A 25,518-nucleotide genomic window follows, 5' to 3' on the forward strand; every position below is an offset into this window, starting at 1 on the left:
ATTAAGGAGCGTGCGCCATGAGTGAGGAGTACGAATACCGGCACGAGGTCGAGGAGCTGGAGCAGAAGTCGGCGACCGCGGCCCGGCTGTTCGATGTGCGGCGGATCATCGGCGGGCTGTTCGTGATCTACGGGATCCTCGTCCTCATCGCCGGGTTCACCGCCTCGGACGCGGATGTGAGGAAGGCGTCGGGCATCAACATCAACCTCTGGACGGGGTCGTGCATGCTCGCGGTCGGCCTGTTCTTCCTGCTCTGGATGAAGCTCAGGCCGCTGTCCGCGCCCGGCGCCGCACCCAAGCCGGAGCCCGCTCGGCCCGGGGGCGGCCCCGGTGCCGGGGGCGGGACCGGAGAGCCCGGGGGCCGGGAGCCCGGGTCCGGAGCGGGCTGAGCGACGCGGGCACCCGGCCACCGCGCCCGGCCCGGCACGGCGTGGCCCGGCACGGCACGGCACGGCTTGAGGTCTACGGCGCCGACGCGGGCGGTTGCGGCGCGGGAGGCGGCTGGGGCGGGGACGGGGCGGGGCGGCGCGTCGCCGCGCGGTCCAGCAGCCCCGTACGCGCCGCCAGGGCCGCCGCCTCCAGCCGCGAGCCCACCCCGAGCTTCATCAGCACCCGCTGCACATGGGTGCGGGCCGTACTGGGGGCGATCCCCATGCCCGCCGCGATCAGCCGGGTGTCCTCGCCCTCCGCGACCCGCACCAGCACCTCCACCTCGCGCGGGGTCAGCATCCGCAGCAGCCGGGCGCCCTCGTCGTCGGGCTGGGCCGCGGGGTTGAGCAGCTCCGCGAACGCCCCCTGGAGCAGCTGGGGCGCCACGGCCGCCTCGCCCGCGCGCGCCTTCATCATGGCGCGTTCGACGCCCTCGATCCGCTCGTCGTGGCGGACGTAGCCGGACGCCCCGGCGGCGAAGGCGGCGGCGATGCCGCGCGGGCTCGGCACCGGGCCCAGCACCACGACCGCGACCTGTGGCCGCTCCTTCTTGATCCGCACCACCGGGTCGAACACCCCCGGCTCGGCGGGTGCCGCCGTGCCCAGCAGGCACACCTCAGGTGCCCGGCTCACCACCAGGTCCGCCGCTCCCGCGCTCGGCGCCGCCGCGGCGAGCACCCGGTGCCCGCGCAGCTTCAGCGCCGAGGCGAGCGCCTCCGCGAGCAGACGGTGATCGTCGACCACCATGAGTCGCACACCCATGAGCTCCCCCCATTCGCTCAGGGGGGAAAGCTACACGCTTGTTCGACGTTGCGCGCCCCTTACCGGGCAGAAGCCCCCCGGAATGCCGAAATCCCGGCCATTCGTGCCTACTTGACGTCCGGTTGACGTCCCAATCCGATCGATGCGGCCGGGTTCCCAGGGGGCGCGCACCCCGGCGCTCCGCCCGAGCGGACAGCGGCGGCCCCGCCCATACGGTGTCGTACGGGCGGGGCCGCCGTGGGGTGGGCAGGCCGGGCGGACGCCGGAGCGTCAGCTCGCGCCGAAGATGATCGCCAGCGGGTCGTCCCGGTCGTAGGTGCCCGAGGGCTTGCTGGCGTAGACGTCGCTCATGTAGAGGTGCTCCCCGGAGTAGATGATCTCCGAGTAGCTGGGGCTGAACTTCTGCTCCATCTCATGGCTGGCGACGGGGTTCTGCAGCAGCTTGGTCTTGGCGTACGACTTGGGGTCGATCCGCCAGACCGCGCCGCCGGTCTCCCAGGTGCTCTCCTGGTAGGCGAGGACGGAGCCGTCCTTGTCCAGCCCGAGCGGGGTGAGGGCGGCGCCCTTGACCCCGTCGGTCTTCCCGATCGGCTTGCCGGTCTTCAGGTCGAAGGCCACGACCTCGTTGGCCGTCGCGGCGCTGGAGTCGGTGCGGTCCTCGGAGCCGAGGAAGAGGGTGTTCGCCGACTTGGAGACGGCGAGCTTCCGGCAGCCCTCGACGTTGGTCGACTCGCACTTGGCGTCGTACTTGCCGTTCTCGGTGCCGATCTTGCCGAGCACCTTGCCGGTCTTGGCGCTGTCGTCGATGGACAGGAAGTCCGAGACCGCCGAGCCGGTGGAGTCACCGGCGTCCAGGCCGATCACCAGCGGATCGGTGGAGGCGACATGGACGTAGTCGATGCCCTGCGAGACCTTGTAGGCCGACTTCACCGCGCCCGTCTTCGGGTTCAGCGTCTGGACCTGGATCTGCGGGTTGTCGTAGTCGCCGCAGCGGCGCACCGCGACCAGCTTGTCCTCGCCGCCCGCGTAGCCGTCGTCCGAGCACTGCTCGCCCGACTTGGGCTTCCACAGGGACTGGCCCGAGCTGGACCAGGCGGCGCCGCCGCTGGTGCCGCCCGCGGCCACGGTTCCGCCGCCGATGGTGACCTCGTCGAAGCGGATCTTCTCGTCACCCTCCTTGACGTTCCGGTGCCACAGCATCTTGCCGTTCTTCAGGTCCAGCAGCCCGACCTCGGTGCAGCCGGGGTACTTGTCCTCGGCCGACGGCTTGGCCTCCTGGTAGAGGACCGTGGTCAGCCCGTCCTTGGTGAGGTGGTCCGAGGACCAGCAGACCGCGCCGTCCAGCGGGATCGTCCACTTGGCGGCGCCGCCGCTCAGCGGATAGCCGACGATCTTGTAGACACCGGCCTTCACGAAGGTGTCGTCGGTGGTCCACATGCCCTCGACGGTGACCTGGTCGGAGACCTTGGGCATCGGGACCTTGTTGAGCAGCTTGGCGTCCACGGCCTTGGCAGGCTTGTCCCCGCCACCCGTGGTGCCGCTGGAGGAGCCCTGGCTGGACTGCTTGTCCTTGCCCTTGGCCTCGCTGCCGCCGCCGTCGTCGCCCTTGGTGGCGAACCAGATGCCGCCGCCGATGATCAGCGCGACCGCGACCACGGCGCTGACGATGATCGCCATGCGCTGCTTGGACTGACCGGAGCCACCGGGGCTGCCAGAGCCGGGGCCGCCGGGGTACTGGGCCTGCGGCGGCTGGCCGTACTGCGGCTGGCCGAATTGCGGCTGACCGTAAGGCTGCTGGCCGTACTGCTGCTGACCGTAAGGCTGCTGGCCGGATCCGTACGGCGACCCAGCGCCCTGGGTCGGCTGGCCGTGCGCCGGCTGATCCGGGTAGCCGTAGCCGCCGGCGCCCTGCGGGGGCGTCTGCGGCGGCGTCGGCGGTGCCGACGGCGGCGGAGGCGGCGGGGTCTGCGGCGGCTGGCCGGGGGCCTGCGGATAGCCGTAGCCCTGCTGGCCCGGAGGCGGCGTGGGCGGCTGCTGTGGGTAGCCGTAACCAGGTTCCTGCGGCGCACCGAAGCCGCCCTGCGGCGGCTGGTTTGGCGGCGGAGGCGGCTGTGACATGCGAATTCCTTCAGATGCGGGACCCATCGTCCGACCGGCCTCCCCCGCGATCCCGGTGGGTCAAAGGCCCCCGGGAAGGAGCGAATCGGACAGGGCACCCCGCCATTGAGCGGAAGGCAGGCGGGAGTTCTTTGTATCACCCGTAAGGGGCGCAATAGGGACCAGTGTCCAGGTCATCGATCAGCTGAGACCGGCCTGTGACGCGACCGTTGCCAGGGCGCGCGCCATCGCCGCACAACCTCTTCACACGATGCTTTCAGGCCACTCACATCACGCGTCGCCGACTCACGCGGCGTCGGCTCACGCGTCGCGGCTCATGCGTCATCGGCCAGCTCCAGCCAGCGGGTCTCCAGCTCGTCCCGCTCCCCCGTCAGCTCGCGCAGCCGCGTATCGAGCTCGGCGACCTTGGCGAAGTCCGTGGCGTGCTCGGCGATCCGCTCGTGCAGCTCGGACTCCTGCTCGCTGATCCGGTCCAGCCGCCGCTCGATGCGCTGAAGCTCCTTCTTGGCGGCGCGCTGGTCGGCCGCCGACCGCTGCCGGGCGGCCTGTTCGCCGGTCTTCTGCTTGCCGGGCGAGGCGGCGGCCGGGGCGGCCGCGGCCAGGGCCCGCTGCCGCCGCTCCAGGTACTCGTCCACGCCGCGCGGCAGCATCCGCAAGGTGGCGTCGCCCAGCAGGGCGAGCACCCGGTCGGTGGTGCGCTCGATGAAGTAGCGGTCGTGGCTGATGACCACGAGTGAGCCGGGCCAGCCGTCGAGCAGATCCTCCAGCTGGGTCAGGGTCTCGATGTCCAGGTCGTTGGTGGGCTCGTCCAGGAAGAGCACATTGGGCTCGTCCATCAGCAGCCGCAGGATCTGCAGCCGGCGCCGCTCACCGCCGGAGAGATCACCGACCGGGGTCCACTGCTTCTCCTTGGTGAAGCCGAACTTCTCGCACAGCTGGGAAGCGGTCATCTCCCGGCCCTTGCCCAGGTCGACGCGCTGCCGGATCTGCTCCGCGGCCTCCAGGACCCGCAGGTTCCGGTCGAGTTCGGCGACCTCCTGGGACAGATACGCGAGCTTTACGGTCTTGCCGACCACGATCCGGCCCCCGGCGGGCTGCTGTTCGCCCTCGCTGCGGGCGGCTTCGGCAAGGGCGCGCAGCAGCGAGGTCTTGCCCGCGCCGTTCACCCCCACCAGGCCGATCCGGTCACCGGGCCCCAGCTGCCAGGTCAGATGCTTGAGCAGCACCTTGGGCCCGGCGGTTACGGTCACGTCCTCCAGGTCGAAGACGGTCTTGCCGAGCCGGGAGTTGGCGAACTTCATCAGCTCGGCGCTGTCGCGGGGCGGCGGGACGTCCGCGATCAGCGCGTTGGCGGCCTCGATGCGGAAGCGGGGCTTGCTGGTGCGGGCGGGGGCGCCGCGGCGCAGCCAGGCGAGCTCCTTGCGCATCATGTTCTGCCGCTTGGCCTCCTCGCTGGCGGCGATGCGCTCGCGCTCGGCGCGCGCGAAGACGTAGTCGCTGTAGCCGCCCTCGTACTCGTGGACGGCGCCGCGCTGGACGTCCCACATCCGGGTACAGACCTGGTCGAGGAACCAGCGGTCGTGGGTGACCACCACCAGGCCCGAGCGGCGGGCGCGCAGATGCCCCGCCAGCCAGGAGATGCCCTCGACGTCGAGGTGGTTGGTGGGCTCGTCGAGGACGATCAGGTCCTGCTCGGCGATCAGCAGCTGGGCGAGCGCGATACGGCGGCGCTCACCGCCGGACAGCGGGCCGATGACCGTGTCCAGCCCCTGAGGGAAGCCGGGCAGGTCCAGCCCGCCGAACAGCCCGGTGAGCACGTCCCGGATCTTGGCGTCACCGGCCCACTCGTGATCGGCGAGGTCGCCGATCACCTCATGGCGGACGGTGGCCGCGGGGTCGAGCGAGTCGTGCTGGGTGAGCACGCCGAGCCGCAGACCACCGGCGTGGGTGACGCGGCCGTCGTCGGCGGGCTCCAGCTTGGCGAGGATCCGGATGAGCGTGGTCTTGCCGTCGCCGTTACGGCCGACGACGCCGATGCGGTCGCCCTCGTTCACTCCGAGGGAAACGCCGTCCAGCAGGGCACGGGTGCCGTACACCTTGCTGACGGATTCAACGTTGACCAGGTTGGTCGCCATCACACTCCATTACGCGGATCGATCGGCGTCCCAGGGTAGTCGCCGCGCGGGGCGCCGCGCTCAGGCGTCGACCAGCCGCGCCCCGGGGACCGGGCCGGAGGTCACGCGGACCGTGCGGCAGGTGCCCGAGGCGGCCAGCCCGGTCGCCACCGCCTGCGCGGCCTCGGTGTCCTTCGCCAGGAAGGCGCAGGTCGGACCGGAGCCGGAGACGAGGGAGGCGAGCGCGCCGGCCTCCGCGCCGGCGCGCAGGGTGTCGGCGAGCGCGGGGCGCAGCGAGAGCGCGGCGGGCTGGAGATCGTTGGAGACGGCGGCGGCCAGCGCGGTGGCGTCGCCGGTGCGCAGCGCGTCCAGCAGCGCCTGGGAGGGCTCGGGGTCGGGGACATCGGCGGCGCTCGCGCCCGCGCCGGACGCCTCGCGCAGCCGGTCGCATTCGCGGTAGACGGCGGGGGTGGACAGCCCGCCGTCTGCCACGGCGAACACCCAGTGGAAGGTGCCGCCGGTCTCCAGCGGCGTCAGCAGCTCGCCCCGGCCGCGGCCGAGGGCCACGCCGCCGACGAGGCTGAAGGGGATGTCACTGCCCAACTCTGCACAGATCGCGAGGAGTTCGGCGCGGGTCGCCTGGGTGCCCCACAGCGCGTCGCACGCCAGGAGCGCCCCGGCGGCATCCGCGCTGCCGCCCGCCATACCGCCCGCGACGGGGATGTCCTTGGCGATATGGAGATGCACGCCGGGCGCGATGCCGTGCCGCTCGGCGAGCGCGAGAGCGGCGCGGGCCGCGAGGTTGGTGCGGTCCAGCGGCACCTGGCCGGCATCCGCGCCCTCGACGGTGATCCGGAGGGCGTCGGCGGGGGTGGCGGTGACCTCGTCGTGGAGCCCGACGGCGAGGAAGACGTTGGCCAGGTCGTGGAACCCGTCGGGGCGCAGCCCGCCGACCGCGAGCTGGACGTTGACCTTGGCGGGCACACGGGCGGTCACGGGGCGGCTCACGGGGCTCCTCGGTGGGTTCGGGTGTTCCGGTGCGGCCATTGTCCCGCGGTGCGAGGGGGGCCTGCGGCGGCCTTGTCCCCCACCCCGCCCCTTCCCGAACCGGGAGCAAGCCCCCGGGTCGGGGTCCGGGGTGGGGCCCCGGTTACGGGAAGGGGCGGGGTGGGGAAAGCTCCGGTGCCTGACGCCTGCCGGTGTACGGCCGAAGCGAGCCCCGGCACGCGGTGGAGCCGTGCATCGGATGCTGCGGGGAGGGGCGGGGTGGGGTGGGGAGCAAGCCCGCCCGCGGGCGCGGTGTGTGGTCAGGTCCCGGGTCCGTGCTCGGCGATCGCGGCGAAGTCCTCCACCGTCAGCGACTCCCCGCGCGCCTGCGGCGAGACCCCCGCGGCCTTCAGGGCCTCCTCCGCGGCCCCCGCCGAACCGGCCCAGCCCGCGAGCGCCGCCCTGAGGGTCTTGCGGCGCTGGGCGAACGCCGCGTCCACCACCGCGAAGACCTCTTCCCGGGTGGCGTTGGTGCGCGGGGGCTCGTCCCGGCGGATCAGCGAGACCAGGCCGGAGTCGACGTTCGGGGCGGGCCAGAAGACGTTGCGGCCGATCGCGCCCGCGCGCTTGACGTGGGCGTACCAGGCGGCCTTCACGGAGGGGATGCCGTACACCTTGGAGCCGGGCGGGGCGGCGAGCCGGTCGGCGACCTCGGACTGGACCATGACCAGGGTCCGTTCGATGGTCGGGAACCGCCCGAGCATATGGAGCAGCACGGGCACGGCGACGTTGTACGGCAGGTTGGCGACCAGCGCGGTCGGGGCGGGGCCCGGCAGTTCGGTCACCCGCAGGGCGTCGCTGTGCACCAGCGCGAACCGGTCGGCGCGGTGCGGCAGCCGGGCCTCGACGGTCGCGGGGAGGGCCGCGGCGAGTACGTCGTCGATCTCGACGGCGGTGACCCGGTCTGCGGCCTCCAGCAGCGCGAGGGTCAGCGAACCGAGCCCGGGGCCGACCTCGACGACCACGTCGTCCGGGCGCACCCCGGCGGTCCGGACGATCCGGCGGACCGTATTGGCGTCGATGACGAAGTTCTGGCCGCGCTGCTTGGTCGGACGTACGCCGAGCCGCGCCGCGAGTTCGCGGATGTCGGCGGGGCCGAGCAGAACGTCGGAGTCGGTGGAGCTCACCCAGGAAGTTTAGGCCCCGTTTCAGATCCCCTTTTCAAGGCTCGGTCCTCTCACGGCTCGGTCCTCCCCCGGCTACCGCCGACACGTGCCCCCACCGGAGCGCATCAGCCTTCCCCGGCTACCGCTGCCAGGGTCCCCCGGCCGGAGGGCCCGAGCACCCTGGAATCGGGCCACCCGGCCGAGCCCCCATCACCGGTGAAGCTTCGAGCCACAGCTGGGCCAGGGGCTGGCGCCGCGTTGTTGGTAGAGCTTCTTCGCACGGTAGGTCTGCTCGGACGGGGGCGCGTCCTGGGGGCGGCCGTGGCCGCCGAGGGCGTGCCAGGTGCCCTGGTCGAGCTGGTAGAGGCCGCCGTGGCGGCCGGAGCCGTCGACCGCGTCGGGCCGGCCGCCCGATTCGCAGCGGGCCATCGCCCGCCAGTTGAGCCCGTCCGCCGGGCCGCCGACGCCGGCGGGCACGGTCATGGTGCCGACCCGGACGATCCTGGCCACGGGCGCCTTGACGACCTCGCTGCCGATCTTCCGCGGCCGCTGCCGGACGCCGTTGACGCTGCGCACCCGGTAGGTGATGCGCAGGGTGCCCGGCTCGCCGGGCCGGGCCACCAGCTCGGTGCCCTTGGGGAGCGTGGGGTCGGCGCGGTGCACGGTGGTGAAGGGCACCGGATGGTCCCGGACCTCCTTGCCGCCGGTGATCCGCATCACCGTCACCGTCTGGCCGTCGCGCGGGAAGCTGTCCCGCGGGACGGAGGTGGTGTCCTGGCCGCGCAGGGTGAGCCCGGCGGCGGCGAGGGCCTCGCCGATGGTGGCCGCGTTCGTGCGGACCACGTGGGGGCGCCCGTCGGCGAGAAAGGTGACGGTGCGCTGGGTACGGACGTGCAGGAGCAGCCCTCGGCTGGTGATGGCGGCGGAGCGGGAGGCGGACAGGTACGCACCCTCGGCACGTACGCCCAGTTGGCGCAGTGCGCCGTCAACCGTGCGGGCGGTGGTCCACACCCGGCGGCGCTCCCCGTCGAGGGTGAGGGTGACGGGACGGCCGTAGCGGACGGCGATCTCGTCGCCGTCGCCGAGCCGCTCCCCGGGCTCGGGGGCGACGATGTCGTGCGCGCCGACGCGGACGTCCAGGTCCGCCAGCAGCTCGCCCACGTCGTCGGCGTAGGTGTGCAACGTGCGCGCGTCGCCGTCGACGGTGAGCCGTACGGCCTTGTCCTGGGCGACAAAGGCGGAGGTGCCGCCGGCCAGGGCGGCGACCACCATCGCCTGCGGCAGCAGCCGGCGCATCGGATCGGTCCGGCCGGTGGCGCCGCGCCGGGCGGCTCGGCGGGCGGCGGCACGGCCGCCCGGGACGCGGTGGCTGGCCCTGCGGCTCACGACAACACTCCGGTAACACTCCACAAGTCCACTGGTCAGGCGTTGGATCCGGGACTGTAGCGGAGTGGGGGTGACTCTCCAAAGCGAGATCATCACGCAGTGTGATCACCGCCCTCGGATCGCCACCGCCCCTCAATAGCCGAAGACGCGCGCCGTATTGGCCGCCACGGCGGTCGCCAGGGTGTCCTCGGGGACGCCCTTGACCTCGGCCATGGCCCGCAGGGTGAGCGGAATCAGATACGGAGCGTTGGGCCGTCCGCGGTAGGGGACGGGGGTCAGGAAGGGCGCGTCGGTCTCGACGAGGACGAGGTCGAGCGGGGCGACGGCGAGGGCGTCGCGCAGCGGCTGGGCGTTCTTGAAGGTGATGTTGCCCGCGAACGACATGTAGTAGCCGCGCTCGGCGCAGATCGTCGCCATGGCCGCGTCACCGGAGTAGCAGTGGAAGACGACGGTGTCGGGCGCGCCCTCCTCGGCGAGCACCCGCAGCACGTCGTCGTGGGCCTCCCGGTCGTGGATGACCAGCGCCTTGCCGTGCTCCTTGGCGATGGCGACGTGACGGCGGAACGAGCGCTCCTGGGCGGCCATGCCCTCCGGCCCGGTGCGGAAGTAGTCCAGGCCGGTCTCGCCCACGCCGCGCACCTGGGGCAGCGCGGCCAGGGCCGCTATCTCGTCGAGGGCCGCGTCCAGGGCGGCGTCGCCGCCGGGCTCCCTGGCGCCCTGCCGGGACCAGCCGTCGGGGTCCCCCAGGACGATGCGCGGCGCCTCGTTGGGGTGCAGGGCCACCGTGGCCCAGACGCTCTCGTGCGCCGCCGCGATCTCGGCCGCCCACCGGGACCCGGCGAGGTCGCACCCCACCTGGACGACGGTCGTGACGCCGACCGAGGCGGCCTTGGCCAGTGCCTCCTCGACGGTGCCCGACTGCATGTCCAGGTGGGTGTGGGAATCGGCGACCGGGACCCGCAGGGGCTCCGGCGGCGGCGGGGGCGCGTCCTTTTCCTTTTGCGCGCCGCTCGCCTTGCCACTGCCGCCGGGGGTCGATGCTGTTTTCGCCATGGACGCGATTCTATGAATCCCGGTGAATGTGAGGTGAATCGCGTCCGGCCGCTCAGTTGACCGGCGCCCGGCTCAGGTGAACCGACTACAGAGCCGGCTCATGTGAAACAGCTCATATGAACCGGATCGTACTCAGTCGCGGTGGTGCTGAAAGGGATGCAGCAGATTCGGAAGGTGCCAATGGTGCCCACGGCGTCGCGCGGGGTCCTCGTTTTCCGGTGCGCGGTCCGGCGCGGCGTCCGCCTCGGTCTCCGGTGCGCCGGTGCCTTCCCCCCGGTCCCGGGTGGTGTGCGGCCTCCCGCGCCGCGCACTCTCCAGGACGGAGGAGACCTGACCCGAGCGCATGATCCGCACCAGATGCGCACCGCAGTTGACGCAGTCGGGGCTCGTCAGCGGGGAGGGGACGCGCCGGCCGTCGGTGAAGTAGACGACGAAGGCCCGGCCGTCGCCGTCCACGTGGTGTTCGATGTCGTACGACCGCTCCCAGCCGTGCCCGCACTTCATGCAGGCGAAGGCGTACGCCTCGTGGGCCACCTCGCCGGACTGATCGGAGGGGGTGTGGGCGGCTATCGGATGAGCACCGCTCGAGGTTCCCGCTATATCGCTCATGGCAGCTCCTCTTGTCACACAGGACAAGTCTTCCGGGATGGGATCGCCCCAGGTCTTCCACAACCAGTGGACGCCTTTCCCGGCGCCATCGCACGGGCTCTTCCCTCTCTTTGAGCGAGATTTGGCAACGGCGATGGAGAAACTGGCGAGCAACTGCCCGGCTACTAACCTGAGCTTTGCTTTTCGCTACGGGGCTTTACCTTCGCGTGGCATGCTTCCCGCGGCGTTCTTCGCCGCCACGACCGCGTCGAACACCTGTCGTTTGGGCACCCCGGCCTCCTGCGCCACCGCCGCGATGGCCTCCTTACGGCGCTCACCGGCCTCCTCGCGCACCGCGACCCGGCGGGCCAGCTCGGCGGGGCCGGCCTCCTCGGGTCCGGGCGCGGGGGCGCCCTCGACCACGATGGTGATCTCGCCGCGTACGCCCTCCGCCGCCCAGGCGGCCAGCTCGGCCAGCGGGCCGCGCCGCACCTCCTCGTAGGTCTTGGTCAGCTCCCGGCACACCGCGGCGCGGCGGTCCGGGCCGAACACCTCGGCCATGGCCGCGAGCGTGTCGTCCAGCCGGTGCGGGGCCTCGAACCAGACCAGGGTGCGGCGCTCGTCGGCGACCTCGCGCAGCCGGGTCAGCCGCTCCCCCGCCTTGCGCGGCGGGAACCCCTCGAAGCAGAAGCGGTCCACCGGCAGCCCGGACACGGCCAGCGCGGTGAGCACCGCGGACGGGCCGGGCACGGCGGTGACGGTGATCCCGCGCTCCACGGCGGCGGCCACCAGCCGGTAGCCGGGGTCGGAGACCGACGGCATGCCCGCGTCGGTGACCAGCAGCACCCGGGCGCCCCCGGCCAGCGATTCGACCAGCTCGGGCGTGCGGGCCGACTCGTTGCCCTCGAAGTAGGACACCACCCGGGCGGCCGGGCGCACGTCCAGGGCCTGGGTGAGGCGGCGCAGCCGCCGGGTGTCCTCGGCGGCGATCACATCGGCGGCCATGAGCTCGGCGGCCAGCCTCGGGGGCGCGTCCGCCGTGTCGCCGATGGGGGTCCCTGCCAGTACGAGCGTTCCAGTCACGCCCCCATCCTCGCAGCCGGGCGCGGCGGGCCCGGCGACCGGCTACGGCGTCGACCACGACCGGCTACGGCGTCGGCCACGACCGGCCACGACCGGCTACGGCGTCGACCACGACCGGCCGCGGCGTCGGCCGGGACCGGCCGCGGGCCCGGCCCCGAGGCGACCGCGGGCCCGGTCCCGGGGCCGCCGCCCCGGGCACGAATCCCCGTTCGCCGCCTTTCCCCGCCACACTCACAGACCCCTTCCCTACGATGGGCCGGTGAGCAGTGACACCGCGACCCACGCCCAGCCGGGCAAAGCCACCGGCCAGCAGCCGCCGGCCTGGCAGCGCCGGCTGCGCCGTTTCGGATACGCGGGCCAGACCAGGCCCGGCGTACGGGAGCGGCTGGTCCCGCCGTACGCGGAGCCGGGCACCCGGCTCTGGGAGATCCTCGGCGCGACCCCCTCGGCGGCGGCCAGAATCGCCCGCTGGAGCGGCTGGGGCGGTCCGCTGCTGGTCGCGCTGTGCGCCGGGCTGACCCGCTTCTGGCACCTGGGCAGCCCGGACAACGTCATATTCGACGAGACGTACTACGCCAAGGACGCCTGGTCGATCTGGGAGTACGGCTACGAGGGCACCTGGCCGAAATCCGCCAACGACCGGATTCTCGACGCCCCGCAGCACATCCCGCTCAGCGACGCGGCCTCGTATGTGGTGCACCCGCCGGTGGGCAAGTGGGTCATCGGGCTCGGCGAGCAGTTCTTCGGGCTGCATCCGTTCGGCTGGCGGTTCATGGTCGCGGTGCTCGGCACCCTCTCGGTGCTGATGCTGTGCCGGATCGGGCGGCGGCTGTTCCGGTCGACTTTCCTCGGCTGCCTCGCGGGCGCGCTGATGGCCGTGGACGGGCTGCACTTCGTGATGAGCCGCACGGCGCTGCTCGACCTGGTCGTGATGTTCTTCGTGCTGGCCGCCTTCGGCTGTCTGCTCGTCGACCGGGACCTGGCGCGCGCCAGGCTGGCGGCGGCGCTGCCAGCCAATGAGGATGGCGCGGCGCGGCCGGACCCGGCGGTCGCCCGGGGCCTGAGGCTGGGCGCGCGGCCGTGGCGGATCGCGGCCGGGGTGCTGCTGGGCCTGGCGATCGGCACCAAGTGGAACGGGCTGTACGTGCTGGCGGCCTTCGGCCTGATGACCGTCCTGTGGGACGTGGGCAGCCGCCGCGCCGCGGGCGCCCTCCGCCCCTACCGGGCGGTGCTGCGGCGCGATCTGGGCTGGGCGTTCGTCTCGCTGGTGCCTGTGGCGATCCTCACGTACATCGCCTCCTGGTCGGGCTGGTTCACCGCGAGCGGCAGCTACGACCAGGGGCGCGGCTGGCGGCACAGCGGCTATTTCCGCCACTGGGCCGAGTCCGCCAAGTCCGCCGGCGGCGGCGGCCACGGCACCGGCGGCGCCTTCGACTGGCTGCTCAACCCGCTGCGCAGCCTGTGGCACTACGAGTCCGAGGTCTACAAGTTCCACGTCAACCTGGACTCGCCGCATGTCTACCAGTCCAATCCGTGGAGCTGGCTGGTCCAGTCCCGCCCGGTCTCGTACTTCTACGAGTCCCCACGGGCCGGCCAGGAGGGCTGCCCCAAGGACGCCGCCGAGAAGTGCGCGCGCGAGGTGCTGGCCATCGGCACCCCGCTGCTGTGGTGGACGGCCTGTTTCGCGCTGCTGTACCTGCTGTTCCGATGGGCGCTGCGGCGCGACTGGCGGGCGGGCGCGATCCTGTGCGGGATCGCCGCGGGCTATCTGCCGTGGTTCCTCTACCAGGACCGGACGATCTTCTCCTTCTACGCCGTCGTCTTCGTGCCCTTCCTGTGCCTCGGGGTGGCGATGATGATCGGCGCGCTGCTGGGGCCACCGGGCGCGAGCGAGACCCGCCGGGTGATCGGCGCGGTCGGCTCGGGCGCCCTCGTCCTGCTGATCATCTGGAACTTCATCTACTTCTTCCCGCTGTACACGGGCCAGACGATGCCGATGGACGACTGGCGGGCCCGGATGTGGCTCGATACCTGGATCTGACCCCGCTCGGCCCCGGGCCCACCGCATGGATCCGGCCACGGCCCCCGCGCCCCCTACTGTGAGGGCGCGGGGGCTTCACGTGGTGCCGGTAGAGTGCCGGGCACCGCGGCCCTCATCGACTGATGGGGGGAACCGAGAACACAGTGTGGGGGTTCTGAAATGCGGAGTGGCGCGAGAGCCGCGATCGTCGGTGCGGTGTTCGCCGCCATGGTCGGTGTGGCCGGTTGCGGCAGCGGCCAGGACGATTCAGCCGGCCCGAAGGACGGTGCGAGCGCCGGCTCGGGTGACGACAAGCCGTCCCTGAAGAAGGTGAAGACCGGCCCGCCGAGCGCGGCCGAGGTCAAGACCACCGCCCACGCGTTCCTGGCGGCCTGGTCGGCGGGCAAGACGGCGAAGGCCGCCGCCCTTACGGACGACAGCGGCGCCGCCACCACGGCGCTGAGCGGCTATCGCACAAAGGCCAAGGTGGCCAAGGTGACGCTGGACGCGGGGCAGGCGAGCGGCGCCAAGGTGCCGTTCTCGGTCAACGCCCAGCTCTCCTCCGGCGGTGACAGCGTCCCCTGGACGTATGAATCCTCGCTGACCGTGACCCGCGACACCAAGACCGGCAAGCCGGTCGTCGCCTGGAAGCCCTCCGTGGTGCACCCCGACCTCGCCGAGGGCGACACGCTCAAGACCGGCGCGTCCGAGGCACCGCCGATCAAGGCGGTGGACCGCGACGGCAAGGAGCTGACCGCCTCCGAGCACCCGACCCTCAAGACCGTCCTGGCCGCGCTGCGCGAGCGGTACGGCAAGAAGGCGGGCGGCGAGGCGGGCGTGGAGACCTGGATCGAGCGCGCCAAGGGCTCCAAGTCCCCCGACAAGACCCTCAAGGTGCTCTCCAAGGGCACCCCGGGCACGCTCCGCACCACGATCGACGCATCGCTCCAGCGCACCGCCGAGCAGCAGGTGAGCAAGCGCACCAAGGCGTCGGTGGTCGCGGTCAAGCCCAGCACCGGTGAGATCCTCGCGCTGGCCAACTCCCCCGCGAGCGGCTTCAACACCGCCTTCCAGGGCTCGTACGCACCCGGCTCGACGATGAAGATCATCACCTCGACGACGCTGATGGACAAGGGACTGGCGGCGTACGGCAAGCCGCATCCGTGCCCGAAGTACTTCAGTTACGGCGGCTGGAAGTTCCAGAACGACAAGAAGTTCGAGATCAAGAACGGCACCTTCGAGCAGAGCTTCGCCCGCTCCTGCAACACGGCCTTCATCAGCCAGGCGGGGAAGCTGAAGGACGACGACCTGAGCAAGGAGGCCCGGGACGTCTTCGGCATCGGCCTCAACTGGCAGACCGGCGTGCCCACCTTCGACGGCGCCGTGCCGGTGCAGTCCGCGGCCTCCAAGGCCGCCTCGCTGATCGGCCAGGGCGGCGTGCGGATGAACCCGCTCAACATGGCGTCGGTCGCGGCCACCGCCTCCACCGGCACCTTCCGCCAGCCGTACCTGGTCTCGCCGTCGCTGGACGACCGGACGCTGGCCAAGGCGAGCAGGACGATGAAGTCCAGCACCCACGACCAGCTGAAGAAGCTGATGAAGCTGACGGCCACCTCGGGCACCGCCGCCGAGGCGATGGCCGGGATGAGCGGTGACTTCGGCGCCAAGACCGGCTCGGCCGAGGTGGACAACCAGGAGAAGCCGAACGGCTGGTTCAGCGCGTACCGCGACGATGTCGCGGCCGCCGGTGTGGTCCCCGAGGGCGGCCACGGCGGCGACACGGCGGGCCCGATCGTGGCGGCCCTGCTGCGCGCGGGCTGAGCCTGCGCGGATACGCCCCAGGAGCCGGGCGGGCGCATACGAGCGCCCGCCCGGCTCCTTCGCGTCCGGCCGGTCAGCAGTGGGGCATGTTGGGCCCGCCGACTGAGCGCCTTGGGCGGGCCGGGGGCGGTCGGCCGGGCGGTCGGCCGGGGGGCCGGGGCGGGTAGGCCGGGGCGGTCGGCCGGAAGTGCCGGGAAAAGTCCTGGCGAGGGGCGTGGGGGCGTCGATAGCGTCGTTCCATGGTCGACTCCACCCCTGACAGCGCCGCCCACCCCCGTTTCGCCGACGCCCTGCGCGAGCTCGGCCTGGCCGTCGAGGTGCGCCGGTTTCCGGACGCCACCCGTACCGCCGCCGAGGCCGCCGCGTCGATCGGCTGCGAGCTGAGCCAGATCGTCAAGTCGCTGGTCTTCGTGGCGGACGGACAGCCGGTGGTGGTGCTGATGGACGGGGCGTCACGGGTCGACGTCGAGCTCGTACGGCATGAACTGGGCGCCGGGAGCGTCCGCCGGGCGGACGCGGCGCTGGTGCGGGAGACCACCGGCTACGCCATCGGCGGGGTGCCGCCCTTCGGCCACCGCACCCGCACCCGCGTCCTGGCCGACCGCCGGCTGCTGGACCACGAGACCGTATGGGCCGCGGCGGGCGATCCGCACACCGTCTTCCCGCTCGACCCCAAGACCCTGATCGCGCATGCCGAGGGCACCCTGGTGGATGTGCGCGAGCGTTCCGCATGACCCCGCTGGTCGCGGCCGCGGTGCTCATCGCGGCCGTCACCCACGCCAGTTGGAACGCGATCGCGCACGGCATCAGGGACCAGTTGCTCGCCTTCACCCTGGTGGGCGGCGGCGGGGCGCTGTGCGGGCTGGCGCTGCTGCCGTTCACCCCGCTGCCCGCCGCGGACGCCTGGCCGTATCTGCTGGCGTCCGCGGCCATCCATGTGGTCTATCAGCTGCTGCTCATGCGCTCGTTCCACCTGGGCGACTTCGGCCAGATGTACCCCATCGCGCGCGGCACCGCCCCGCTGGTGGTGACCGTGGCCGCCGCGGTCTTCGTCGGCGAGCGGCCGGACCGCTGGCAGGCGGCGGGCATCGCGCTGGCCTCGGCGGGGCTGGTGGGCGTGGCGCTGTGGGGCATCAGGGGGGCGCGGCACGCCGAGCGCGAGGGGAACGGCGGGGGCGCACCGCAGTGGCTCGCCCTTACGGCCGCCATCGCCACCGGTCTGTCCATCGCCGCGTACACCGTCGTGGACGGGCTGGGGGTGCGCGCCTCCGGCAGTCCGCCCGCCTACATCGCCTGGCTGATGATCCTTGAGGGCTTCGCCATCCCGGTCTGCGCCCTGGCCATCCGGCGCGGTGCGCTCCTTCGGCAGCTGCGGCCGGTCGCGGCGCGCGGGCTGCTCGGCGGGCTGCTCTCGGTCACCGCCTACGGCCTGGTGCTGTGGGCCCAGACCCGAGCCGAGCTCGCCCCGATCGCGGCGCTGCGCGAATCGTCGATCATCGTCGGCGCGGCGATCGGGGCGCTGTTCTTCAAGGAGGGGTTCGGCGGTCCGAGGATCGCGGCGGCGGGGCTGATGGTGGCGGGCATCGGGCTGATGCTGCACGCGGGTTGACCCCGCCGTATCCCGTCGACCCCGTCCTACCGGTGACCGAATGCCCTGCGCACCGCCACGTTCGTGGTCGTGATGCCGCCGTCCACGGGGAGGGTGATCCCGGTGATCCAGGCCGCGTCGGAGGAGGCCAGGAAGGTGATGGCGGCGGCGATGTCGGTGGGTTCGCCGACCCGCCCGAGGGGGTAGACCTCGGCGGCGCGGCGCAGGGTGTCCTCACGGCCGTCCCAGCCGGGGGTGCGGATCGTGCCGGGGGCCACGAGGTTGACGCGGACGCCCCGTCCGGCGGCGTGGGCGGCCAGGGTGCGGGTGAGGCTGCCCAGGCCCGCCTTGGCGGCGCTGTAGGCGTGGTTGCCGAAGTCCTGGAGGCCGTTGACCGAGCCGACGTTGACGATCGCGCCCCGGCCCTCCGCGGCGGCCAGATGCGGCAGCGCGGCGCGGGAGCAGCGGAAGGCGCCGCTCAGGGTGACGTCGATGTCCTGCTGCCACTCGTCGTCCGCCTGGTCCTCGAACAGCGGGGTGTCGACGTGGCACGAGTGGGCGCTGTTGACCAGGACGTCCAGTCTTCCGAAGCGCCTTACGGCGTGCGCCACGGCCGCCTCGACGTCCGCCCGCCGGGCCACGTCACAGCCCAGCGACTCGGCCTCGCCGCCGTCGGTCCGTATGGACTCGGCGGCCTTCGCGGCCAGTTCACCGTCCCGGTCGGTGATCAGCACCCGGGCGCCCTCGTCGGCGAACCGGCGGGCGGTCACCTCCCCGATCCCGCGCCCCGCGCCGGTGAGCATGACCGCGTAGCCCTCGAATCTCCGCACCGTGTGCCCCTTCTCGTCGGCTCGGGGACCGCCGCCGCCCCATGGCGGCGGGTCCGCCGGGATCATGCCCGGCCCCGGCATGATCCTCCCGCGCGGGGCGTTGCACCATAAGGAGAAACACAAGCACACACGCTCGGTCGGCATGGCGGGAGTCGGACAGTGGTGGACGTCCAGGGCATGGTGGCGGACGGTTTCGAACCGGTCCGGGACGCCTTCGCGGCGAACTTCGCCCGGCACGGCGAGCGCGGCGCGGCCGTGGTCCTGTACCGGGAGGGCGAGAAGGTCGTCGATCTGTGGGGCGGTACGAAGACCCCCGAGGGCGGCCAGGACTCCGGCGGCCGTGAGGACTCCGACGGCGGCGAGGAGCCCGATGGCCGTGAGGGGTCCGACGACGGCCCCGAGCCCTGGACCCAGGACACCGCCCAGGTCGTCCGGTCGGTCACCAAGGGCGTGGCCGCCGCCGTGCCGCTGCTGCTGCACCAGCGCGGCCAGTTGGACCTGGACGGCCGGGTCAGCACCTACTGGCCGGAGTTCAAGGCGGCGAGCAAGGAGCGGGTGCTGGTGCGGCATCTGCTGGCGCACCGCACCGGCGTGCCCGTGCTCGACACCCCGCTGACCCCCGCCGAGGCCATCGACGGCATATCCGGGCCGCGGGCCGTCGCCGCCCAGCAGCCCGTATGGGAGCCCGGTACGGCGCACGGCTACCACGCCCAGACGTACAGCTGGCTGCTGGGCGAGCTGGTGCGCAGGGTCACCGGGCGGACCATCGGGCGCTGGATCGCCGAGGAGATCGCCCGGCCGCTGGGGCTCGACCTGTGGCTCGGGCTGCCCGAGGAGCAGCGGGGCCGGGTCGGCCGGATCGCGGCGGTGGAGGCGCTCGCCGCGCCCGCCGCCCACGGGCCGCGGCTGCGCCCCAAGCGGTCGGTGGCCGAGGCGTACCGGGACCCCGAGTCGCTGACCCGGCGGGCGTTCGCCGCGATCACCCCGCTGCCGGACGAGAACGACCCCGCCTATCTGGCCGCCGAGTTGCCCGCCTCGGGCGGGGTGGCGACCGCCGAGGCGCTGGCCCGCTTCTACACGGCGCTGATCGGCCCGCTGCCCTCGGCCCGTACGGCCCGCTCGGGGGGCAGGCTGTTCGCCCCGGCGACGCTGACGATGGCCCGTACCGAGGAGTCCGCGGGCCCTGACCGGGTCCTGGTCGTCGGCACCCGGTTCGGCCTCGGCTACATGCTGCACGGCCCGGCCTGTCCGCTGCTGGGGCCTGGCTCCTTCGGCCACCCGGGGCGCGGTGGGTCCCTCGCCTTCGCCGACCCGGAGGCGCGCATCGGCTTTGCCTACGTCACCAACGGTATGCGGCGCGGCGTCACCGCCGATCCGCGTGCGCAGGCGCTTGTGCGCGCGGTGCGGACAAGCCTGGCGGCGCTGGAGGCGTAGCGGCCCGAGGTGCCGCTGGTGCGGCGTGGCGGCGGGGCGGCGGGGCGGCGTGGAAGAGAGGGCGCCGCGCGCCCCCGGTATGCCTCCGAGCGCCCTCCCGTACCCCGCACACGCGGGTCCGCCCCCTAGCCCGTCACCTCACCGGCTAGCCCGTCACATCACCGGCACCCTGCCGGAAACACCGGCATCCTCACCTCACCGGCACCGTCACCGAGCGCGGGTCGAAGCCGAAGGGGAGCTCCAGCCGGTGCTCGCGCATCAGCTCCTCGTCGCACAGCAGCTCCTGCGTTCCGCCGTCCGCCGCGATCACCCCGCCGCTGAGCACCACCGAGCGCGGGCACAGCTCCAGCGCGTACGGCAGATCGTGGGTGACCATCAGCACGGTCACCTCCAGGGAGCGCAGGATGTCGGCGAGTTCGCGGCGCGAGGCCGGGTCGAGGTTGGACGACGGCTCGTCCAGGACCAGGATCTCCGGCTCCATGGCCAGTACGGTCGCCACGGCCACCCGCCGCCGCTGCCCGAAGGAGAGGTGGTGCGGCGGCCGGTCGGCGAACTCCGCCATCCCGACCCGCTCCAGCGCGCGGCGCACCCGCTCCTCCAGCTCCGCGCCGCGCAGCCCGGCCGCGGCCGGGCCGAAGGCCACGTCCTCGCGCACGGAGGGCATGAACAACTGGTCGTCCGGGTCCTGGAAGACGATGCCCACCCGGCGGCGGATCTCGGCCAGATGCGCCTTCGCCACGGGCAGCCCCGCGACGGTGACCGCCCCGGCGCCCGCCGTAAGGATGCCGTTGAGGTGCAGTACGAGCGTGGTCTTGCCCGCGCCGTTGGGCCCGAGGAGCGCCACCCGCTCGCCCCGGGCCACGGTCAGATCGACGCCGAAGAGGGCCTGATGGCCGTCGGGGTAGGCGTAGGCCAGACCGGACACCTGGAGGGACGGCGGGGTGGTGGCGGGGTCGGTCATGGCAGCATCCATCCGGTCAGGCAGACCGCCAGCGCGGTCAGCGGGAGGGCGGCGGCGTACATCCACTGGGTACGGGACGCCGTCACATCGTCGATCACCGGCATGGTGCCCGTATAGCCCCGGCTGACCATCGCCAGGTGGACCCGCTCGCCCCGTTCGTAGGAGCGGATGAACAGCGCCCCGGCCGAGGAGGCGAGCACCCCCCAGTGCCGCACCCCGCGCGCCTCGAAGCCGCGCGACTGGCGGGCGATCCGCATCCGGCGCATCTCATCGGAGATGACGTCCCCGTAGCGGATCATGAACGAGGCGATCTGCACCAGCAGCGAGGGCATCCGCAGCCGCTGCAACCCCAGCAGCAGGGCGCGCAGTTCGGTCGTGGACGCCAGGAGGACGGAGGCGGCGACGCCGAGGGTGCCCTTGGCGAGGATGTTCCAGGCGCTCCACAGCCCGGATTCGCTGAGCGACATCCCCAGCGCCTCCACCCGCGGGCCCTCCGCGATGAACGGCATCAGCACGGCGAAGGCCACGAACGGGATCTCGATCAGCAGCCGCCGCAGTACGTACCCGGCCGGGATCCGGGCCGCCACCGCCACTCCGGCCAGCAGCACCGCATACGCCCCGAAGGCCCAGACGGCCTCCCGGGGCGTGGAGACGACCACCAGGACGAAGCAGAAGACAGCGGCGATCTTGCAGTGCGGAGGGAGGGCGTGAACCGGCGACCGGCCCTCCCGGTAGAGCTTGTGCGCGTGTCCCGCACCCACGGTCAGCCCCGCTCGCTCTCGGCCGTCGCCCTGCGCCGCCGTATGACGATGAAGACCCCGGAGCCGACGGCGAGCGTGGCCCCGACCCCGATCACCCCGGCGAGCCCGCCGGAGAGCCGGGCGTCGGTGATGTCCTTGACGCCGTAGTCGGCGAGCGGGGAGTCCTTGGCGGCGTGGTCCTCCTTCTTCTGGTCGATCCCCTTGTCATGGGCGACCTTCTCCAGCCCGTCGGGGCTGGCGGAGGCGTAGAAGCTGACGACCCCGGCGCACAGCAGCGCGGCGGCGAGCCCGGCCCACCACACGGGCCGCGCCGACCGCCGCGGCGCGGCGGCGGGCTCGGGGGTCCGGACAGCCTCGGGGGTCCCGGCGGGCTCGCGGGTCCCGGCGGTCGCGGCGGCGGGTTCGGCCGCCGGGCCCTCGGCCCGCGCCACCGCCCCCGGGGCGGCCGGGGCCAGCGGGCTGCTGCGGATCTCCAGCGGACGCGCGGTCACCCCCCGCGCCCCGTACACCAGATCCGGCCGTACGGCCACGACGGCACCGACCGTCAGCGCGGTGATCGCCGCCTCGCCGATGCCGATCAGCACATGCACCCCGACCATCGCCGCGAAGACCTTGCCGATCGCCACATCGGCCGTGCCGCCGAGCGCGTAGATCGCCGTGAAGGCCACCGCGGCGGCCGGTACGGAGACCAGCGCCGCCACGAAGGACGCGACGGTGACCGTACGGCGGCGACGCGGGGCCAGCTTCACGATCGCGCGGAAGAGCGCGTACGCCACGACCGTGGTGACCAGGGCCATGTCGGTGATGTTGACGCCGAGCGCGGTGAGCCCGCCGTCCGCGAACAGCACGCCCTGCATCAGCAGCACCACGGAGACGCACAACACCCCCGTGTACGGCCCCACGAGTATCGCGGCCAGCGCCCCGCCCAGCAGATGGCCGCTGGTCCCGGCGGCCACGGGGAAGTTCAGCATCTGCACGGCGAAGATGAACGCCGCGACCAGCCCGGCCAGCGGCGCGGTCCGCTCGTCGAGCTCCCGCCGGGCACCGCGCAAACTGACCGCTACGGCCCCGGCCGCGACCACACCGGTCGCCACCGACACCGGTGCGTCGATGAATCCGTCGGGCACATGCATGGCGGGACTCCGCTCCTGAGCTGCAGCTACCGGCCCGATGGTAGCCCGTATCTGCAAGTCATTCGCAAGAGCGCCGACGTCGCGGAATCGCGCGGACTCCCGGAAAACGCCGAACGGCGGCCTTCCGGGAACGGAAGGCCGCCGTCGGGCCGAGGCGTGACGCCAGGTGTTCAGACGCGGGTCATAGGCGAGTCAGACGCGAGTCAGACGTGAGTCAGACACGGGTCAGCTCGGCGTCGGGGTCGGAGTCCCTGTCGCGCCGCTGGTCCGCGGAGGGCTGCTCGAGCTGCTTGCGCAGGCCCTCGCCCTCCACGTCCACGTTGGGCAGCGCCCGGTCCAGCCAGCGCGGCAGCCACCAGGCCGCCTTGCCGAGCAGCGCCAGGACCGCCGGGACGATGGCCATGCGGACCACGAAGGCGTCGAAGAGAACGGCGGTGGCGAGGCCGAAGCCGATCATCTTGATCATCGACTCGGACGAGCCGATGAATCCGGCGAAGACGCTGATCATGATGACCGCGGCCGCGGTGACCACCCGGGCGCCGTGCCGGAAGCCGGTGACGACGGCCTGGCCCGGGCGCTCGCCGTGGACGTACGCCTCCCGCATCCGGGTCACCAGGAAGACCTCGTAGTCCATCGCCAGACCGAACACCACACCGATCATGAAGATCGGCATCATGCTCATGATCGGGCCGGTCTCCTCGACCCCGAACAGGTCCGCCAGCCAGCCCCACTGGAAGACCGCGACCACCGCGCCGAGCGCCGCGACGACGGAGAGCAGGAAGCCGAGCGCCGCCTTGAGCGGGACCAGGACGGACCGGAAGACCACCATCAGCAGCAGGAAGGCCAGTCCGACGACGAGCACCAGATAGGGCACCAGCGCGTCGTTGAGCTTCTGCGAGATGTCGATGTTCATCGCCGTCTGGCCGGTCACCAGCACCTCGGCGCCGGTGTCGGACGTGAACCCGCTCGCCTTGTCCCGGATGTCGCCGACCAGGTTCTCGGTGTCGATGCTGCTCGGCTTGTACTTGGAGATGACGGTGAGCGTCGCGGTGTCACCGGCCTTGTTGAACGTGGCCGGGCTGACCCCCGCCACCCCGTCCAGACCGGTGATGGCCTTACGGACCTGCTGGGCCGCGCCCCTGGCGTCATCGCTGCCCTTGGCGTCGACGACCACCATCAGCGGACCGTTGTAGCCGGGGCCGAAGCCCTCGGAGATCGTGTCGTACGCCTGGCGCTTCTGACTGCTGACCGGCTGCGAGCCGTCGTCCGGCAGACCGAGCTCCAGGCTGGCGGCGGGCAGGGCGGCAGCACCCAGGCCGAGCACGGCCACCAGCAGCACCAGCACCGGGCGGCGCAGCACGAAGCGGGCCCAGCGGGTGCCCATGTTGGGCTTCTCCTCGGGGGCTTCCGCGCCGCTCGCGGCGGCCGCCGCGGCACGCTCCTCCATCCGCCGGCGCGCCCTGCGCCCGAACACCCGCTTGCCCGCGAAGCCCAGCACCGCCGGGATGAGGCTGATCGCGATGAGGACGGCGATGACGACCGTACCGGCCGCGGCGAAGCCCATCTTGGTCAGCATCGGGATGTTGACGACGGCGAGGCCGACCAGTGCGATGACGACCGTAAGGCCGGCGAAGACGACCGCGGAGCCCGCGGTGCCCACGGCACGTCCGGCGGCTTCCTCCCGGTCCCGTCCCTCGGCCAGCTCCGCGCGGTAGCGGGAGACGATGAACAGCGCGTAGTCGATGCCGACCGCGAGGCCGATCATCATCGCCAGTGTGGAGGTGGTGGTGGACAGCCCCAGGGTGGTGGCGAGCGCGGTGATCGACGAGATGCCGATGCCGACGCCGATGAGCGCGGTCAGCAGTGGCAGCCCGGCCGCGACCAGCGAGCCGAAGGTGATGGCGAGGACGACCGCGGAGATCGCGATGCCGATGATCTCGGTGGAGCCGGTCTCCGGCATCTCCTGGAGCGCGTCACCGCCGATCTGCACCGACAGCCCCGACTTCTCGGCCTTCTCCCCCACCTCCTTCAGACCGTCCTTGGCGGGGTCCTTCAGCTCCATGGCGTTGACCTTGTAGCTGGTCAGGATGTACGCCGTGGTGCCGTCCTCGCTGACGGCCCGGGTCTGGTAGGGGTCGGCGACCGAGGCGACCTGCGGCGAGCTGGCCTTGAGCTCGGCGACGGTCTTGGTGACCACCGCCTTGTTGTCCGGGTCGGTCATCTTCTCGCCACTCGGGGCGCGGAAGACCACACGGGCGGTGGCACCGTCCGCGTTACCCCCGGGGAACCGCTGTTCCAGCAGGTCGAATGCCTTCTGGGCCTCGGTGCCCGGAATGGAGAAGCTGTCGTTGGCGGGCTGGGAGGCGGTGGCGGCGCCGACGCCCGCGACCGCGAGCAGCGCCACCCATATCAGCGCGACGAAGCCGCGTCGCCGGAAGGCGAACCGGCCGAGTTTATAGAGGAAGGTGGCCACGAGAAGGAGTGCTCCCGTCGATTGTCTGTCAGGGCAGGGATGGGTGACCGAACCGGCGACGAGAGCGGCGCGCCGGCCGGGGCCTTATGTGGTTGTGCGGGGAGATCAGGGGGAGTGAGGAGGCGAGAGGAAGGGCTATGCGGCGCCGAGTGCGGGGAGGATCACGGCGTCGATGTACTCCAGGAGATACGTCTGGTCCGGCTGCTTGCCCTCGACGAGCGGTCGGGTGATGAACGCGCCGCACATCATGTGCACGACGTAGTTCAAGGCGGGCCGGTCCGGGGCGACTTCGCCGCGGTCGACGGCGCGCCTCAGCAGCGCGTGGAGCGCGTCGATCTCGGGGAAGATCAACAACTCTCGCAGGGCCTGATGAAGGTCCGGGTTGTCATGGCTTGCGTGGGCGAGTCCCCTCATCAGCGCGGCGTCCCGCTCATGGGCGGTCTCCGAACACCGCGCGATCTCCCGCAGGTCCCCGCGGATCGATCCGGTGTCGACGCCTTCGAGCAGAACGGGCTTGGTGTGGCGCAGTGCGGTCGCGACCAGCTGCGGCTTGCCTTTCCACTGGCGGTAGAGGGTGGCCTTGCTGGATCGGGTGCGGGCCGCGACGGCGTCCATCGTCAGACCTTCGTACCCGACCTCACCCAGCAGCTCGACCACCGCCTCGTACAGCTCCCGCTCGCGCTCGGGGGAGAGTCTGCTGCGGCGCACCCGGGCGGTGTCGCGGTCCTCCGTCGGCTGATCCGTGGCCCGCATGGGGTGTCGCCTCCCTCCGGACTTCCCGGCTTTCGAACATCCGAACTTCCGAACGAAA

General features: G+C 72.5%; 21 protein-coding genes. 6 read left to right on the plus strand and 15 right to left on the minus strand.

Going from position 1 to position 25,518, the window contains the following annotated elements:
• Positions 1-17 precede the first annotated feature (17 nt).
• Positions 18-389 (plus strand): hypothetical protein, encoded by a 372-nt coding sequence (locus ACMTAK_RS20470; protein WP_413807567.1) that lies wholly within the window; start codon positions 18-20, stop codon positions 387-389.
• A gap of 73 nt (positions 390-462) precedes the next feature.
• Here ACMTAK_RS20470 and ACMTAK_RS20475 read toward each other — a convergent pair whose 3' ends face one another.
• From ACMTAK_RS20475 to rsmI, 9 genes are all read right to left on the minus strand, one after another.
• Positions 463-1,191, minus strand: a complete 729-nt coding sequence (locus ACMTAK_RS20475) for a response regulator transcription factor (RefSeq protein ID WP_413807568.1) — start codon at positions 1,189-1,191, stop codon at positions 463-465.
• 270 nt (positions 1,192-1,461) lie between these two features.
• Positions 1,462-3,309, minus strand: a complete 1,848-nt coding sequence (locus ACMTAK_RS20480) for a hypothetical protein (RefSeq protein ID WP_413807569.1) — start codon at positions 3,307-3,309, stop codon at positions 1,462-1,464.
• 314 nt (positions 3,310-3,623) lie between these two features.
• Positions 3,624-5,444, minus strand: a complete 1,821-nt coding sequence (locus tag ACMTAK_RS20485) for an ABC-F family ATP-binding cassette domain-containing protein (protein WP_413807570.1) — start codon at positions 5,442-5,444, stop codon at positions 3,624-3,626.
• Positions 5,445-5,504: 60 nt separating this feature from the next.
• Entirely contained in the window at positions 5,505-6,470 is a 966-nt protein-coding gene (locus ACMTAK_RS20490; protein ID WP_413807571.1) for a 4-(cytidine 5'-diphospho)-2-C-methyl-D-erythritol kinase, read from the minus strand.
• A gap of 260 nt (positions 6,471-6,730) precedes the next feature.
• Positions 6,731-7,597, minus strand: coding sequence for a 16S rRNA (adenine(1518)-N(6)/adenine(1519)-N(6))-dimethyltransferase RsmA (gene rsmA, locus ACMTAK_RS20495; RefSeq protein ID WP_413807572.1), 867 nt, complete (start codon positions 7,595-7,597; stop codon positions 6,731-6,733).
• Between the two features lie 189 nt (positions 7,598-7,786).
• The gene (locus ACMTAK_RS20500; protein ID WP_461773814.1) at positions 7,787-8,962 is read right to left on the minus strand and encodes a ubiquitin-like domain-containing protein; all 1,176 of its coding nucleotides are present in this window, start codon (positions 8,960-8,962) and stop codon (positions 7,787-7,789) included.
• Positions 8,963-9,094: 132 nt separating this feature from the next.
• A complete protein-coding gene (locus ACMTAK_RS20505; protein WP_413807573.1) occupies positions 9,095-10,015 on the minus strand; it encodes a TatD family hydrolase in 921 nt (306 codons plus the stop codon).
• 132 nt (positions 10,016-10,147) lie between these two features.
• On the minus strand, positions 10,148-10,624 hold the full coding sequence (locus ACMTAK_RS20510) for a hypothetical protein (RefSeq protein WP_413807574.1): 477 nt from the start codon (positions 10,622-10,624) through the stop codon (positions 10,148-10,150).
• Between the two features lie 186 nt (positions 10,625-10,810).
• Positions 10,811-11,686: a 16S rRNA (cytidine(1402)-2'-O)-methyltransferase gene (rsmI, locus tag ACMTAK_RS20515; RefSeq protein WP_413807575.1), complete on the minus strand. Its 876-nt coding sequence runs from the start codon at positions 11,684-11,686 to the stop codon at positions 10,811-10,813.
• A 259-nt stretch (positions 11,687-11,945) separates the two neighbouring features.
• Here rsmI and ACMTAK_RS20520 point away from each other — a divergent pair, with 259 nt between their 5' ends.
• The 4 genes from ACMTAK_RS20520 to ACMTAK_RS20535 all read left to right on the plus strand — a co-directional run bounded on the left by ACMTAK_RS20520 (position 11,946) and on the right by ACMTAK_RS20535 (position 17,136).
• Positions 11,946-13,727, plus strand: a complete 1,782-nt coding sequence (locus ACMTAK_RS20520; protein ID WP_413807576.1) for a dolichyl-phosphate-mannose--protein mannosyltransferase — start codon at positions 11,946-11,948, stop codon at positions 13,725-13,727.
• A 159-nt stretch (positions 13,728-13,886) separates the two neighbouring features.
• On the plus strand, positions 13,887-15,527 hold the full coding sequence (locus ACMTAK_RS20525) for a penicillin-binding transpeptidase domain-containing protein (RefSeq protein ID WP_413807577.1): 1,641 nt from the start codon (positions 13,887-13,889) through the stop codon (positions 15,525-15,527).
• A 239-nt stretch (positions 15,528-15,766) separates the two neighbouring features.
• Entirely contained in the window at positions 15,767-16,261 is a 495-nt protein-coding gene (locus tag ACMTAK_RS20530; RefSeq protein ID WP_413807578.1) for a YbaK/EbsC family protein, read from the plus strand.
• Positions 16,258-17,136, plus strand: coding sequence for an EamA family transporter (locus tag ACMTAK_RS20535; protein ID WP_413807579.1), 879 nt, complete (start codon positions 16,258-16,260; stop codon positions 17,134-17,136). The genes ACMTAK_RS20530 and ACMTAK_RS20535 overlap by 4 nt, the downstream gene beginning before the upstream one ends.
• Before the next feature lie 26 nt (positions 17,137-17,162).
• Here the strand turns inward: ACMTAK_RS20535 and ACMTAK_RS20540 are convergent, their stop codons facing one another.
• Positions 17,163-17,945, minus strand: a complete 783-nt coding sequence (locus tag ACMTAK_RS20540; RefSeq protein WP_413812948.1) for an SDR family NAD(P)-dependent oxidoreductase — start codon at positions 17,943-17,945, stop codon at positions 17,163-17,165.
• A gap of 159 nt (positions 17,946-18,104) precedes the next feature.
• Here ACMTAK_RS20540 and ACMTAK_RS20545 point away from each other — a divergent pair, with 159 nt between their 5' ends.
• Positions 18,105-19,379: a serine hydrolase domain-containing protein gene (locus tag ACMTAK_RS20545; protein WP_413807580.1), complete on the plus strand. Its 1,275-nt coding sequence runs from the start codon at positions 18,105-18,107 to the stop codon at positions 19,377-19,379.
• Between the two features lie 190 nt (positions 19,380-19,569).
• Here ACMTAK_RS20545 and ACMTAK_RS20550 read toward each other — a convergent pair whose 3' ends face one another.
• The 5 genes from ACMTAK_RS20550 to ACMTAK_RS20570 all read right to left on the minus strand — a co-directional run bounded on the left by ACMTAK_RS20550 (position 19,570) and on the right by ACMTAK_RS20570 (position 25,460).
• On the minus strand, positions 19,570-20,340 hold the full coding sequence (locus tag ACMTAK_RS20550) for an energy-coupling factor ABC transporter ATP-binding protein (protein WP_413807581.1): 771 nt from the start codon (positions 20,338-20,340) through the stop codon (positions 19,570-19,572).
• Positions 20,337-21,101, minus strand: coding sequence for a cobalt ECF transporter T component CbiQ (gene cbiQ / locus ACMTAK_RS20555; RefSeq protein WP_037948253.1), 765 nt, complete (start codon positions 21,099-21,101; stop codon positions 20,337-20,339). Before cbiQ ends, ACMTAK_RS20550 begins: the two co-directional genes overlap by 4 nt.
• Positions 21,102-21,103: 2 nt before the next feature.
• A complete protein-coding gene (locus ACMTAK_RS20560) occupies positions 21,104-22,234 on the minus strand; it encodes an energy-coupling factor ABC transporter permease (protein WP_413807582.1) in 1,131 nt (376 codons plus the stop codon).
• A gap of 214 nt (positions 22,235-22,448) precedes the next feature.
• Positions 22,449-24,707, minus strand: coding sequence for an MMPL family transporter (locus tag ACMTAK_RS20565; RefSeq protein ID WP_413807583.1), 2,259 nt, complete (start codon positions 24,705-24,707; stop codon positions 22,449-22,451).
• A 135-nt stretch (positions 24,708-24,842) separates the two neighbouring features.
• Entirely contained in the window at positions 24,843-25,460 is a 618-nt protein-coding gene (locus ACMTAK_RS20570; RefSeq protein WP_413807584.1) for a TetR/AcrR family transcriptional regulator, read from the minus strand.
• Positions 25,461-25,518 lie beyond the last annotated feature (58 nt).

The organism is Streptomyces lacaronensis (assembly GCF_047337785.1).
GTDB classification, from domain to species: domain Bacteria; phylum Actinomycetota; class Actinomycetes; order Streptomycetales; family Streptomycetaceae; genus Streptomyces; species Streptomyces lycopersici.

Excerpts from the sequence above, each read along its gene's own strand:
- ACMTAK_RS20470 (WP_413807567.1), top strand. The coding sequence starts at position 18 with ATGAGTGAGGAGTACGAATACCGGCACGAGGTCGAGGAGCTGGAGCAG.
- ACMTAK_RS20475 (WP_413807568.1), bottom strand. The coding sequence starts at position 1,191 with ATGGGTGTGCGACTCATGGTGGTCGACGATCACCGTCTGCTCGCGGAG.
- ACMTAK_RS20480 (WP_413807569.1), bottom strand. The coding sequence starts at position 3,309 with ATGTCACAGCCGCCTCCGCCGCCAAACCAGCCGCCGCAGGGCGGCTTC.
- ACMTAK_RS20485 (WP_413807570.1), bottom strand. The coding sequence starts at position 5,444 with ATGGCGACCAACCTGGTCAACGTTGAATCCGTCAGCAAGGTGTACGGC.
- ACMTAK_RS20490 (WP_413807571.1), bottom strand. The coding sequence starts at position 6,470 with ATGGCCGCACCGGAACACCCGAACCCACCGAGGAGCCCCGTGAGCCGC.
- ACMTAK_RS20505 (WP_413807573.1), bottom strand. The coding sequence starts at position 10,015 with ATGGCGAAAACAGCATCGACCCCCGGCGGCAGTGGCAAGGCGAGCGGC.
- ACMTAK_RS20510 (WP_413807574.1), bottom strand. The coding sequence starts at position 10,624 with ATGAGCGATATAGCGGGAACCTCGAGCGGTGCTCATCCGATAGCCGCC.
- ACMTAK_RS20525 (WP_413807577.1), top strand. The coding sequence starts at position 13,887 with ATGCGGAGTGGCGCGAGAGCCGCGATCGTCGGTGCGGTGTTCGCCGCC.
- ACMTAK_RS20530 (WP_413807578.1), top strand. The coding sequence starts at position 15,767 with ATGGTCGACTCCACCCCTGACAGCGCCGCCCACCCCCGTTTCGCCGAC.
- ACMTAK_RS20535 (WP_413807579.1), top strand. The coding sequence starts at position 16,258 with ATGACCCCGCTGGTCGCGGCCGCGGTGCTCATCGCGGCCGTCACCCAC.
- ACMTAK_RS20550 (WP_413807581.1), bottom strand. The coding sequence starts at position 20,340 with ATGACCGACCCCGCCACCACCCCGCCGTCCCTCCAGGTGTCCGGTCTG.
- ACMTAK_RS20560 (WP_413807582.1), bottom strand. The coding sequence starts at position 22,234 with ATGCATGTGCCCGACGGATTCATCGACGCACCGGTGTCGGTGGCGACC.
- ACMTAK_RS20570 (WP_413807584.1), bottom strand. The coding sequence starts at position 25,460 with ATGCGGGCCACGGATCAGCCGACGGAGGACCGCGACACCGCCCGGGTG.